At 64.4% G+C, this 12,978-nt stretch carries 12 protein-coding genes; 6 read left to right on the forward strand and 6 right to left on the reverse strand.

Annotated elements, in window-relative coordinates; translation table 11 throughout:
* Window positions 1–172 precede the first annotated feature (172 nt).
* The 5 genes from ACREBX_RS17605 to ACREBX_RS17625 form a co-directional block, all read right to left on the reverse strand.
* The gene (locus ACREBX_RS17605; RefSeq protein ID WP_431563036.1) at window positions 173–1,312 is read right to left on the reverse strand and encodes a zinc-binding dehydrogenase; all 1,140 of its coding nucleotides are present in this window, start codon (window positions 1,310–1,312) and stop codon (window positions 173–175) included.
* Window positions 1,313–1,386: 74 nt separating this feature from the next.
* Window positions 1,387–2,130 carry a 3'(2'),5'-bisphosphate nucleotidase CysQ gene (locus tag ACREBX_RS17610; RefSeq protein WP_431563037.1) on the reverse strand — a complete coding sequence of 248 codons (744 nt, stop codon included), beginning with the start codon at window positions 2,128–2,130 and terminating at the stop codon, window positions 1,387–1,389.
* An 8-nt stretch (window positions 2,131–2,138) separates the two neighbouring features.
* A complete protein-coding gene (cysN, locus tag ACREBX_RS17615) occupies window positions 2,139–4,052 on the reverse strand; it encodes a sulfate adenylyltransferase subunit CysN (protein ID WP_431563038.1) in 1,914 nt (637 codons plus the stop codon).
* The gene (cysD, locus tag ACREBX_RS17620) at window positions 4,052–4,978 is read right to left on the reverse strand and encodes a sulfate adenylyltransferase subunit CysD (RefSeq protein ID WP_431563039.1); all 927 of its coding nucleotides are present in this window, start codon (window positions 4,976–4,978) and stop codon (window positions 4,052–4,054) included. Before cysD ends, cysN begins: the two co-directional genes overlap by 1 nt.
* Before the next feature lie 168 nt (window positions 4,979–5,146).
* Window positions 5,147–6,049, reverse strand: a complete 903-nt coding sequence (locus ACREBX_RS17625) for a LysR family transcriptional regulator (RefSeq protein WP_431563040.1) — start codon at window positions 6,047–6,049, stop codon at window positions 5,147–5,149.
* A gap of 101 nt (window positions 6,050–6,150) precedes the next feature.
* On the opposite strand from ACREBX_RS17625, the gene ACREBX_RS17630 reads away from it, so the two are divergent.
* Genes ACREBX_RS17630 through ACREBX_RS17645 form a run of 4 tightly spaced genes read left to right on the forward strand, consistent with a single transcriptional unit; the run spans window position 6,151 to window position 8,334 of the window.
* Window positions 6,151–7,320 (forward strand): isovaleryl-CoA dehydrogenase, encoded by a 1,170-nt coding sequence (locus ACREBX_RS17630; protein ID WP_431563041.1) that lies wholly within the window; start codon window positions 6,151–6,153, stop codon window positions 7,318–7,320.
* A complete protein-coding gene (locus ACREBX_RS17635; RefSeq protein WP_431563042.1) occupies window positions 7,317–7,664 on the forward strand; it encodes a hypothetical protein in 348 nt (115 codons plus the stop codon). The genes ACREBX_RS17630 and ACREBX_RS17635 overlap by 4 nt, the downstream gene beginning before the upstream one ends.
* Complete coding sequence (locus ACREBX_RS17640; RefSeq protein WP_431563043.1) at window positions 7,661–8,059, forward strand: VOC family protein; 399 nt, start codon at window positions 7,661–7,663, stop codon at window positions 8,057–8,059. The genes ACREBX_RS17635 and ACREBX_RS17640 overlap by 4 nt, the downstream gene beginning before the upstream one ends.
* On the forward strand, window positions 8,056–8,334 hold the full coding sequence (locus ACREBX_RS17645) for a hypothetical protein (protein WP_431563044.1): 279 nt from the start codon (window positions 8,056–8,058) through the stop codon (window positions 8,332–8,334). The genes ACREBX_RS17640 and ACREBX_RS17645 overlap by 4 nt, the downstream gene beginning before the upstream one ends.
* A gap of 91 nt (window positions 8,335–8,425) precedes the next feature.
* Here the strand turns inward: ACREBX_RS17645 and ACREBX_RS17650 are convergent, their stop codons facing one another.
* Entirely contained in the window at window positions 8,426–10,507 is a 2,082-nt protein-coding gene (locus ACREBX_RS17650) for a M13 family metallopeptidase (protein WP_431563045.1), read from the reverse strand.
* A gap of 146 nt (window positions 10,508–10,653) precedes the next feature.
* On the opposite strand from ACREBX_RS17650, the gene ACREBX_RS17655 reads away from it, so the two are divergent.
* Window positions 10,654–12,252 (forward strand): carboxyl transferase domain-containing protein, encoded by a 1,599-nt coding sequence (locus ACREBX_RS17655; RefSeq protein WP_431563046.1) that lies wholly within the window; start codon window positions 10,654–10,656, stop codon window positions 12,250–12,252.
* Window positions 12,253–12,254: 2 nt separating this feature from the next.
* Complete coding sequence (locus ACREBX_RS17660) at window positions 12,255–12,977, forward strand: CPBP family intramembrane glutamic endopeptidase, BDIM_20840 family (RefSeq protein ID WP_431563047.1); 723 nt, start codon at window positions 12,255–12,257, stop codon at window positions 12,975–12,977.
* Window position 12,978: the final 1 nt, after the last annotated feature.

The following is a 12,978-nucleotide window of genomic DNA, read 5'->3' on the forward strand; positions in this document are numbered from 1 at the left end:
AGCGCTGACGGAGGGGGCTGGCGCCCGCCCGCAACGTCGCTTCAGGCCGCCAACCCCCTCCACCACCTTCGGCGGTCCCCCTCCCCGCAAGCGGGGAGGACCTTTACGGCTGCAACCGGTCGTTAGCGGACACTCCTTGTCCCCCGGCTTTCGCCGGGGAACAGTTTCACGATCACCCGTGCGGCTTGATCAGATATTTCTCGCCGGTGCGCTTCGCGTTGTACGCTTGCGCCGTATCGACGTTCAGCGCGTCGGTCAGCGAGATTTCGTGGCTGTAGTGGCTCTTGAAGGTCGTCGTCAGTTCGTCGACGACGCGCTTCCGCATCCGACCGACGGTTTCCATGCCCGCCTTCGCCATGAACGGCGTGAGCAGGAAGCCGCCGAGTGCCCAGGTCAGGCCAAAGCTGCGCGCCGAAAAGGTGGTCGGCGACAGGTCGAGCGCGCCATAGATATAGACCTGCTTGAACGTGTCCGAGCCATAGCGGCTGTAAGTCGTCATGCGTTTGACCGCCGCGGCTTCCATCGCGGTGAGGACCTGCCCGGCAAGCTTGCCGCCGCCGGTCGCATCAAAGCCAATGGTCGCGCCGGTTTCGACGATCGCGTCGACCAGCCGCTCCATGAAGTCGTCGGCACTGCTGTTGACGATATATTTCGCGCCGATGCCCTTCAGGATTTCAACCTGCGCGTCGCTGCGCACGATGTTGACGAGCGGGATGCCGTCCTTCGCGCAAATCTTGACGAGCATCTGGCCCAGGTTCGACGCCGCGGCGGTGTGGACGATGGCGCTATGGTTCTCCATCCGCATCGTTTCGGTGAACGCCAGCGAGGTCAGCGGATTGACGAAGCAGGAGGCGCCGTCGGCCGGAGCGGTGCCATCGGGGAGCGGCATCACCATCTGCACCGGCAGGCAGCGATATTCGGCGTACATTTCACCGCCAAGCAGCGCGACGGTCTTGCCGAGCAGTGCCTGCGCCTCGGGCGTGTCGCCCGCCGCGACGACGGTTCCGCAGCCTTCGTTGCCGATCGCGAGCGCGTCACCGATGCGCCCGCCCATCGCGCGCATGCCCGCGGGCGGCACGTCGGCGGTGATCAGCGGCTGGCCATCCCTGGTCGACGCCCGCGCGGTCGACATGTCGGCGCCGCCGAACAGCAGGCCGAGGTCCGACGGGTTGATCGGCGCGGCGAGCACCTTCACCAGCACTTCGTGCGGTTTCGGCGTCGGCATCGGGCGGCGCTCAAGCGACACTTCGAGCTGCCCTTCGGGCTTCACAAGCGTCAGCATGGTGAGGTTGGTTTCAGGCAGGTCGGTCATCGCGCATCTCCCGTGTTCGGTTTTTCGATGCAACGGATTAAGACGCGGCCGCGCCGCTGGCAATGCCCTGCCCGTCAGCCCGACGAATATTCCGCGGCGAGCCGCAGCACCTCTTCGGCGAACTCTTTCCGGCAGATCAGCAGGTCGGGCAAATAGGTCTCCCGATTGTTGTAACGGATCGGCGATCCGTCGGCGCGGCTGACGTGCAGGCCCGCCGCCTGCGCCACCGCGACCGGGGCGCAATTGTCCCATTCATATTGGCCGCCGGTGTGAAGGTAGATATCGGCCTCCCCCCGCACGACCGCCATCGCCTTGGCGCCCGCCGAGCCCATCGCGAGGAGTTCGGCGCCGAGCTGCCCCGCAACAAAGACCGCTTCTGCGGCGGGGCGCGTGCGGCTGACGAGCATGCGGAGCGGCTGGTTTGCCGCATGAAGCGCGACCGGAGCACCCGAGGTCAGCGTGATGCCGAGGCCCGGCAGCGCAACCGCGCCGACCGTCGCGACGCCATCTACCGCGAGGGCAACATGCACCGCCCAATCGTCGCGACCCTCGCCATATTCGCGCGTGCCGTCGAGCGGGTCGACGATCCAGACGCGCGACTGGCCGCAGCGCTCGGGATTGTCCTTTTCCTCTTCGGAGAGGAGCGCATCGTCGGGGCGCGCGGCGCCGATTTCGTTGCACAGCATGGCGTTGGCCTGCTGATCGCCCGCCTGCCCCAGAGCCTTGCCTTCGAGCTCGCCCCGCGCGCGCAGATCGAGCAGGATCGCACCCGCAGCCGTTGCAAGCCGTTCGGCGAGCTGTTCGTCACTTTCCTCCATGCGCGTCCCTATCCCAGCAAACGATCGATGATCAGATCCGCCGCCTCTTCGGGCGTCATCGCGGTGGTGTCGATCCGGATTTCGGGCGACTCGGGCGCCTCATAGGGGCTGTCGATCCCGGTGAAATTCTTGAGCTGACCCGCGCGCGCCTTTTTATAGAGGCCCTTGACGTCACGCTTCTCGGCTTCCGCCAGCGGGGTGTCGATGAAGACCTCGATGAACTCGCCCTCGGGCAACATGCCGCGCACCATTTCGCGCTCGACACGGAAGGGCGAGATGAAGGCGGTGATGACGATGAGACCGGCGTCGCTCATCAGTTTCGCGACCTCGCCGACGCGGCGGATATTCTCGATGCGATCGGCCTCGGTAAAGCCGAGGTCGCGATTGAGGCCGTGACGGACATTGTCGCCGTCGAGCAGGAAGCTGTGGCGGTTCATCCGGTGCAGTTTCTTTTCGACGAGGTTCGCGATCGTCGATTTTCCCGACCCCGAGAGGCCGGTGAACCAGAGCAGCGCCGGCCGCTGGTTCTTCAGACCGGCGCGCATGTCGCGGTCGATGTCGGTCGCCTGCCAATGGACATTTTGCGCGCGGCGCAGGCTGAAGTGCAGCATGCCCGCGGCGACGGTCGCGTTGGTGAGCTTGTCGATCAGGATGAAGCCGCCAAGCGTGTGGTTGTCGGCATAGCTCTCGAACACGACCGGCTTGTCGGTTGAGAGCTCGACGACACCGATGCCGTTCAATTCGAGCGTCTTAGCCGCGAGATGGTCGAGCGTGTTGACGTTGATCTCATATTTCGGCGGCTGGATCGTCGCCGAGACGGTCTGGGTCGCAAGCTTGAGCCAATAGGCGCGGCCCGCGATCATCGCGTCGTCGGCCATCCACACCAAAGTCGCCTCGAACTGGTCGGCCGCCTCGGGTGGCGCGTCAGCGGCAGCGATCACATCGCCGCGCGAACAGTCGACTTCGTCGGCGAGCGTCAGTGTGACCGACTGGCCGGCGACGGCTTGGTCGAGATCGCCGGCCTGCGTAACGATACGATCGATCGTCGTCGTCTTCCCGCTGGGCAGGATACGCACCGCGTCGCCCGGTTTGACCGACCCGCTTGCAAGCTGGCCCGAGAAACCGCGGAAGTCGAGGTTCGGTCGGTTGACCCATTGCACCGGCATACGGAACGGCTTGGCTTCGTCGGCGGCGGCGCCGATCTCGACATTTTCGAGATGTTCGATCAGCGCGGGGCCCTTGAACCACGGGGTGTTGTCCGACAGCGCGGTGATATTGTCGCCCTTGAAACCCGAGATCGGGATCGCGGTGAAATTGGTGATGCCGATCTCGCTCGCGAAGGCGCGATACGCCAGCGTGATGCGGTCGAAGATGGTCTTGTCGTAACCGACGAGGTCCATCTTGTTCACCGCCAGCACGATATGTTTGATGCCGATCAGGTGCGCGAGGAAGCTGTGGCGGCGCGTCTGGGTCAGCACGCCCTTGCGCGCGTCGATCAGGATGACCGCAAGGTCGGCGGTCGACGCGCCAGTCACCATGTTGCGCGTATATTGTTCGTGGCCCGGGGTATCGGCGACGATGAACTTGCGCTTCTCGGTCGTGAAAAAGCGGTAGGCGACGTCGATCGTGATCCCCTGTTCGCGCTCGGCCGCGAGGCCATCGACGAGCAAGGCGAAATCGATCTCCTGCCCTTGCGTGCCGACGCGCTTGCTGTCGGCTTCGAGCGCCGCGAGCTGGTCCTCGAAGATCATCTTCGAGTCATAGAGCAGGCGCCCGATCAGCGTCGACTTGCCGTCGTCGACCGATCCGCAGGTGATGAAACGCAGCAGCGATTTCTGCTGATGCTGTTCGAGATAGGCGTCGATGTCCTCGGCGATCAGCGCGTCGGTGACGTAAACAGGAGTGTCGGAGGAATTTGGCATCAGAAATACCCCTCCTGCTTCTTCTTCTCCATCGACGCGTCACCACCGTCCTTGTCGATGATGCGGCCCTGACGCTCGCTGGTGGTGGTCAGCAGCATTTCCTGGATCACTTCGGACAGCGTGCTGGCCTCGCTCTCGACCGCGCCGGTGAGCGGGTAGCAGCCAAGGGTGCGGAAGCGTACCGAGCGCTGAACGGGCGTTTCGCCGGGCAGCAGTGGGAAGCGGTCGTCGTCGACCATCAGCAGCAGGCCGTCACGCTCGACCGTCGGGCGCGGCGCGGCGAAATAGAGCGGGACGATCGGAATATTCTCGCGCGCGATATATTGCCAGATGTCGAGTTCGGTCCAGTTCGAGATCGGGAAGACGCGGATGCTCTCGGCCTTTGCCTTCTTGGCGTTGTAGAGGTTCCAGAGCTCGGGGCGCTGCTTCTTCGGGTCCCAGCCGTGCGTGGCGGTGCGGAACGAAAAGATGCGCTCCTTGGCGCGGCTCTTTTCCTCGTCGCGGCGCGCGCCGCCGAAAGCGACGTCGAAGCCGTGGAGGTCGAGCGCCTGCTTAAGCCCTTCGGTCTTCCACATGTCGGTGTGCAAGGGTCCGTGGTCGAACGGATTGATCCCGCGCTCCTTGGCTTCGGGGTTCTGATAGACGAGGAGTTCCATCCCGCTTTCGCGCGCCATGCGATCGCGCAGCTCGTACATCGCTTGGAATTTCCACGTCGTGTCGACATGGAGCAGCGGGAACGGCGGCGGCGAGGGATAGAATGCCTTGCGCGCGAGATGCAGCATCACGGCGCTGTCCTTGCCCACGCTGTACAGCATCACGGGCTTGGCCGCGTCGGCCATCACTTCGCGCATGATATGAATGCTCTCGGCCTCAAGCCGGTCGAGATGGGTCAGCTCCGACGACCTTGCCTGCAAATCAGACGACAACAAACTCTGTCTCCTCACACTCCCGCCGCTGAGAGCGGAATAGGATGTTTCTCATTTCGTCATACGTCCAAATGGACGGGGTCTTGGGGCGCGCCGTAACGCCGGGCGATGCGAGCGGGCAAACGTTATGGGCTTTTGACGCTGCAAGCCAGGCTTGCAGGGGCGTCTTCAGGCAGCAGCATCAACCCGTGCCCGCCGCCATTCGGCCCCGATCGCAGCGATCGTTTCGAGTGCATGGCCCAGTCGCGGCGTGATCTCGGGAAGCGCGCGCCATGCGGGATCGGCGATCAGGCCGAGTTCGCGGCGGAAATCATAGCCCGCGACCTTCAAGGGAACGATGCCGTCGATCGCGAGCGAGACGGGCGCCGTGGTGATTCCAATCCCCGCCGCGACCATGCGAAGACAGCGCTCGTCGCTCTCGCTGCGCAGCGCGAAGCGCGGGCGGACGCCGTGGCGCGTGAAGAAGCGGCTCGTCGCATCGAGAAATTCGCACGAGCGGCGCGCAATCATCGTTTCGGCGGCCAATTCCTCGGGCCCGACCTCGATGCGTCCCGCGAGCGGATGGTCCGATGCGATGAACATCGCGAGGGGCTCTTCGTAGAGCGGCATCACATGATCGCCGCGCTCGCCCGGCCGCAGCGGGACGAGCGCCATGTTGATGCGGCCGCTGCCAAGCGCGGCGCGCAGTTCGGAGTCGCTGTTTTCGACGAGTTCGATCGCGAAACCCGGCCGCAGCGCGGCGGCGATCGCTTGCAGCAATTCCGCCGGTGCCGAGCGGATCACACCAAGCTTGAGTTCGCTCGCCCGGCGGTCGCTCTCGCGCCCGAAGCTGTCGGCGGCGCGAAAGCCGCGTTCGAGATCGCGCGCGATTGGCAGGAAGCGCCCGCCCGCCTCGGTCAGCCGGATCTGGCGGCGGTTGCGGATGAACAGCGGCGTGCCGACCAGCTTTTCGAGCTCGGCGATGCCGGTCGACAGCGCCGGCTGGGTGACGCGGATGCGCAGCGCCGCCTGCGTGAAGCTGCCCGCATCGACGACGGCGAGGAACTGGCGGATATGGGTGCGCTTAATCATAGATTTTACTTATGCTAAACCGGCAATCGTTTCAATTTCCCTATGATGATATTTTGATGCACTATCCCGCGCAGCCCTGCCCCCAGATCGATAGGTAATCCATGCGCGCCACCCCCGATTTCGATTTCGCGCTCGGCGAAACAGCCGACATGATCCGCGACACCACCGCCCGCTTCGCCGACGAACAGATCGCGCCGCTCGCCGTCAAGGCCGACGCCGACGACTGGTTTCCGCGCGACGAGCTGTGGACGCAAATGGGCGACCTCGGCCTGCACGGTATCACCGTCGAGGAAGAGTTCGGCGGGCTCGGGCTCGGCTATCTCGAGCACGTCATCGCGGTCGAGGAAGTCTCGCGCGCCTCGGGTGCCATCGGCCTTTCCTACGGCGCGCATTCGAACCTTTGCGTCAACCAGATCCGCCGCTGGGGCAATGCCGAGCAGAAGGCGAAATATCTGCCCAAGCTGATCAGCGGCGAGCATGTCGGCAGCCTGGCGATGTCCGAAGCGGGTGCGGGCAGCGATGTCGTGTCGATGAAGCTGAAGGCCGAGAAAAAGGGCAGCGGCTATGTCCTGAACGGCACCAAATTCTGGATCACCAACGCGACCCACGCCGACACGCTCGTCGTCTATGCGAAGACCAGCCCCGAGGCGGGATCGCGCGGGATCACCGCCTTCCTGATCGAAAAGGATATGCCGGGGTTCAGCATCGGGCAGAAGATCGACAAGGTCGGCATGCGCGGCTCGCCAACCGCCGAGCTGGTCTTTACCGATTGCGAGGTGTCCGAAGAGCAGGTCATGGGCCCCGAAAATGGCGGCGTCGGCGTACTGATGTCGGGTCTCGACTATGAACGCGTCGTGCTCGCGGGGCTCCAGCTCGGCATCATGCAGGCGTGCCTCGACACCGTCATTCCTTACGTGCGCGAGCGTAAGCAGTTCGGCAAACCGATCGGATCGTTCCAGCTGATGCAGGCGAAGGTCGCCGACATGTATGTCATGCTCCAGTCGGCGCGCTCTTATGTCTATAACGTCGCCAAGGCGTGCGACGCGGGGCAGACGACGCGCTTCGACGCCGCGGGCTGTATCCTGCTCGCGAGCGAGAATGCGGTGAAGGTCGCGGGTGAAGCGATTCAGGCGTTGGGCGGCGCGGGCTATACCAAGGACTGGCCGGTCGAACGTTACTGGCGCGACGCCAAGCTGCTCGACATCGGCGCGGGCACGAACGAAATCCGCCGCATGCTGATCGGGCGCGAACTGATCGGCGCCGGCGCGTGATCTGGCTCTGGCTGTCGGCCGCCTTCATGGTGACGACGGCCATCGTTCACGGCGTGCTGGGCGAAAAGCGGTTGATCCAGCCGCTGATGATACTCGATCAGGGCGTGATGGGCGTCGATCTGGCGCGCAAGGTGTTTCGTCTGGCGTGGCACGCGCTGTCGCTCCTGATGCTGGTGTCGGCCGCCTCGGTCGTCTGGCCGGGAACGCCGCGCGAACTGATCCTGCTGATCGGCGCGGCTTGGACCGCGACCGGATTGTTCGACGCGATCTACACGCGCGGCCGTCATATCGGCTGGCCCTTCCTCACCGCTTCGGGCGTCTTCGCGCTGCTGGGGGCGGCATGAGTCCATCGCCGTTTCGCGTCATGGGCTTCGATCATATCGTGCTTTGCGTTCGCGATGTCGCGGCCACGCGCGATTTTTACGAGCGCCTGCTTGGCATGACCGCGCGCGAGGAACGCCCCGGCAAATATTCGCTGCAGTTCGGCACCAATAAGATCAGCTTGCAGGATGCAGCCTCAACACCGGGCATCGCACGGGACACGGTTCCAGGCAGCGGCAATTTCTGCCTGCTCAGCGATACGCCGGTGGCGGAATGGCGCGCGCATCTGGCGGAGCAAGACGTCGAGATCATCGACGCCGGATTGCGCGACGGCGCGACCGGGACGATCGACTCGCTCTATTTCCACGATCCCGACGGCAATCTGGTCGAGGTCAGCAACCTGATCGAGCGGCGATGAGCGATAGCATGCTCACCTTCCTGCAATATTATGGCGCGGGCGCTGCGACGCTCGCGGCGCTGGTCGTGTCGCTCAACCTCGGGCGGCGCTGGACCGGCTGGGCGTTCGTCGTCTTCGTGACGAGCAGCGTCGCGCTGGTCGCCTGGGGTTTCCTGCAACCCGACAGCGAGGGAATCGGGTGGCAGAATATCGCGCTGCTGATCATCAACGCGATCGGCGTCTATCGCTACCTGATCCTGAAGGAAAAGCCGGGCGAACGGACGTCCGATGAATAGCGTCATTGCGAGGAGCGAAGCGACGCGGCAATCCAGAGCAGGCGTAAACCGCTCTGGATTGCTTCGCTCCGCTCGCAATGACGAGTTTGACTTATCCCCAGACGCGGACGCGCTTGTCGGGCGCAAGATACAGCTTGTAGGTCGGCTGGACGTTGAACGCCTTGTACCACGCATCGAGATTGCGCACCGTCAGTGCGCGGTACATGCCCGGCGCATGGCCGTCGGTCGCAACGCGCGCGCGCAGCGCCTCGGCGCGCATCTTGGTCGCCCATGTCTGCGCAAAGGCGATGAAGAAGCGCTGGTCGCCGGTGAAGCCGTCGATCACCGGCGCTTCCTTGCCGCCGAGCGAGGCGCGATAGGCGTCGTAGGACGCCTGCAGCCCCGCGACGTCGGCGATATTCTCACCCAGCGTCAGCTTGCCGTTCACGGCGAGATCGGGGAACGGCTTGTACGTGTCGAACTGCGCCGCGAGCGCAGCGCCCGAAGCGTTGAACTTCGCCAGGTCCGCCGGGGTCCACCAGTTGCGCAGCGCGCCGGTGGAATCGAAGGCCGCGCCATTGTTGTCGAAGCTGTGGCTGATCTCATGCCCGATGACCGCGCCGATTGCGCCATAGTTGAACGCCGGGTCCGCCTTGGCGTTGAAGAAGGGCGGCTGGAGGATCGCGGCGGGAAAGTTCAGCGCGTTCTGGACGGGCAGGTTCACGGCGTTGACCGTCTGCGGGACCATCCACCACTCGCCCTTGTCCATCGGTTTGCCGATCTTGGCGAGCTGGTGCGCATATTCGGCCTGCTGCCCTGCAACCTCGTTTGCATAAGCGTCGGCGCCGACCGTGTAGCTGCCATAGTCGCGCCACGTGTCGGGGTAGCCGACGCCGACCGCGATCGTTTCGACCTTCTTGATCGCTTCCTTCTTGGTTTCGGGCGCCATCCAGTCGATCGTGTTGACGCGGGTCGCGAACGCGGCCTTGATGTTCTTCACCATGTCGCCGACTTCGGCCTTCGCCGCGGCGGGGAAATATTTGTCGGCATAGGCTTTGCCCACCGCATCGCCGAGATAGGTGTCGAGTGCGTCGAGCGCGCGCTTGTCACGGCTGCGTTGCTGCGGCGTGCCCGCCATCGTCGTGCCATAGAAGGCAAAGTGCGCGTTATCGATCGTGCTCGGCAGCACGTCGGCGTGGCTGTTGATCTGGTGGAAGGCAAGCCAGTCTTTCCACGCGTCGAGCGGTTCGGACGCGACGAGCGCCGACAGGCCGGTGATCGCGTTCGCGTGATAGGCGCCGAACTTCGCCGCACCGTCGAGTTTCGCGGCGCTCATGAAGGCGGGCCAGTCGATGCCGGGCGCCTTTTTGGCAAAGTCGGCCTTTGCCCACACGTCGGCCGACTTGGTGAAATCCTCGCTCTGTTCGCGCGTCGCATGCGCCTTGGCGATCTTGACCTCGAGATCATAGATACGCTTCGCCTTCGCCGCGACGTCGCTCTGGCCGGCGGCGGTCAGCAGCTTCGCGATATAGGCTTGGTACGCCTTACGGATGCCCGCCATCTTGGGATCGGCCGACAGATAATATTCGCGCTCGGGCATGCCGAGCCCGCCCTGCAGCAGATAGGGGACCACGTCGCCCGGGGTCGCGAGCCCCTGCGTCACGAACACGCCGAGGAGATTCTCGGTGCCGAAATCGGTCGCGTTCAAGGGGTCGACGTCGGCGCGGAGCTGTTCGCCGAGAATTTTCGACAGCGCCGCCTTGTCGGTGATCGCGGCAAAGCGCGCGAGGTCGGCGGCGACGGGCTTCATGCCCGCGGCGTCGATCGCCTTCGTGTCGGTGTAAGCCTTGTAGAAAGCAGCAATGCGGCCCTCGTTGGTGTCTGCAGCGGCATCGCCCTTGACGATCGCGTCGACCAGCTCGCGGTTCCGCTTTTCGGTTTCGAGCTGCGCCACGTAGAAACCACCGATCGACGAGCGGTCGGCGGGGATTTCGGTCGCCTTGTCCCAATTGCCGTTGGCGTAGGCGTAGAAGTCGTCGCCGGGCTTCGCGGTGGTGTCCATCGCGGCCTTGCTGATCCCGATTTCGGTGCCGACGGTGTAGGCGGCGGAGCTGTCCTTGCCGCTGCTACAGGCGGTGGGGCCGCCGACGATCGCGGCGGTGGACAGAAGAACGGCAAAGACAGCTTTTTTCATGGAAATGACCTTGTTTTGTCACGAATAGGCAGGCGGCCGAGGCGTGTGAAAAACTGGTTTCAACGCCAACCATTTTCGGCCTGCTGCGCTTTTCAATCGACGAGCGACGGGTTAGTTCCGAACCGACTTCCAGGAGAGATTATACAGTGAGCGCACCGGTCCTTGGCACCAGCATCAACGCGGACAGCGACGAATATCGCACCCGCAGCGCGCATAACCGCGCGCTGACCGATACGCTGCGGACGGCGGTCGCCGAGGCGGCGCTGGGCGGCAACGAGAAATCGCGCGAACGGCATACGAGCCGCGGCAAATTGCTGCCGCGCGAGCGCGTCGAGCGGCTGCTCGACCCGGGCTCACCCTTCCTCGAAATCGGCCAGCTGGCCGCGAACGACCTGTATGACGGCGAAGTGCCGGGCGCGGGGCTGATCTGCGGTATCGGGCGCGTATCGGGGCGCCAGTGCATGATCCTGTGCAACGACGCGACCGTGAAGGGCGGCACCTACTATCCGATGACCGTCAAGAAGCATCTTCGCGCGCAGGAGATTGCCGAGGCGAACCGCCTGCCGTGCATCTATCTTGTCGACAGCGGCGGCGCGAACCTGCCGCATCAGGACCAGGTCTTTCCCGACCGCGACCATTTCGGCCGCATCTTCTTCAACCAGGCGAATATGAGCGCCAAGCGCATCCCGCAGATCGCCTGCGTGATGGGAAGCTGCACCGCAGGCGGCGCCTATGTTCCCGCGATGTCGGACGAGACCATCATCGTGCGCAATCAGGGCACGATCTTCCTCGCCGGGCCGCCGCTGGTGAAGGCCGCGACGGGCGAAGAGATCAGCGCCGAAGACCTTGGCGGCGGCGATCTTCATGCCAAGAAATCGGGCGTCGTCGATCATCTTGCCGAGAATGACGAGCATGCGCTGACGATCGTCCGCGACATCGTCAGCCATCTGGGCGAAAGCGCAGGCTTCGAGGTTCCGCTCAAGGCCCCGCGTCCGCCCAAATATGACGGCGAAGAAATTTACGGCGTCGTCCCCGACGATGTCCGCGCGCCCTATGATGTGCACGAGGTGATCGCGCGCATCGTCGACGGCAGCGAGTTTCACGAGTTCAAGGCGAATTACGGCGCCACGCTCGTGTGCGGTTTCGCGCATATCTGGGGCATTCCGGTGGCGATCCTCGCGAACAACGGCGTGCTGTTCAGCGAAAGCGCGGTGAAGGGTGCGCATTTCATCGAACTGGCGCAGCAGCGGCGCATTCCCCTGCTCTTCCTCCAGAATATCTCGGGCTTCATGGTCGGCGGCAAATATGAGGCCGAGGGGATCGCCAAACATGGCGCGAAACTGGTGACCGCGGTGGCGACGGCGACGGTGCCGAAGATCACGGTGCTCATCGGCGGCAGCTTCGGCGCGGGCAATTACGGCATGTGCGGCCGCGCTTACAGCCCACGCTTCCTGTTCAGCTGGCCCAACAGCCGGATCAGCGTGATGGGCGGCGAACAGGCGGCGTCGGTTCTGGCGACCGTCCACCGCGACGCCGACAAATGGACGCCCGAGGAAGCCGAAGCCTTCAAGGCGCCGATCCGCCAGAAGTACGAGGACGAGGGCAATCCCTATCACGCCACCGCGCGATTGTGGGACGATGGTATCATCGACCCGGCGCAGACGCGCGACGTGCTCGGGCTCGCCTTCGCCGCGACGCTGAACGCGCCGATCGAGGATCGCGGCTTTGGCGTGTTCCGGATGTGACGATGCCCGATCCGGTGCTTTTCATACTCGCCGTCGTGGCGATGCTGGTGACGGCAGGCTTTGCGTTGGGGCTCACCGATCGCGGCGGCTTTTCACCGCGCTGGCTGTTTGTCGCGGCGGGACTCGTCGTGATCAACGACGCGCTGCTGACCAATTTCTATGGCGCGCTGCCCGACCTGTTCGGTGCGAGCGACTGGAACTGGCAGGGCAAGCTGCTCGCGCTGGCGGCGACGCTGGCGATCGCAGCGCATCCGGCGTTCGGCTGGCGGCGCTCGGGATTGACACTCAAGCAGAATGCCGGCTCGCTGCGTGCGGCGGTGCCGGTCGCGGCCCTCTACTGCCTTTTCTTTCTGGCGCTCGCCTTGTCGTTTCCGAACGAGCCCGCCTCCGGCGAAACCCTGGCGTTCCAGCTCACCAAGCCGGGGCTGGAGGAAGAACCCTTTTATCGCGGCATACTTCTGCTGGCGCTGAACGAAGCATTCCGGGGCCGGATCAGGCTGCTCGGCATCGATTGGGGCTGGGGCGCGGTGCTGTCGTGCGCCTTGTTCGGGCTGGCGCATGCTTTGAGCTATTCCGCCGGCGACGGGTTTCAGTTCGACGTCATCACGATGGCGCTTACTGCCGGTCCGTCCTTTCTCGCGGTATGGCTCCGCGAACGCACGGGCAGCCTGCTTCTTCCCGTCGCGATGCATAATTTCGGCAACGCGATCATGTTGGTGGTGTGAC

Origin of the sequence: Sphingopyxis sp., from assembly GCF_050725655.1 — a bacterium.
Lineage (GTDB): Bacteria > Pseudomonadota > Alphaproteobacteria > Sphingomonadales > Sphingomonadaceae > Sphingopyxis.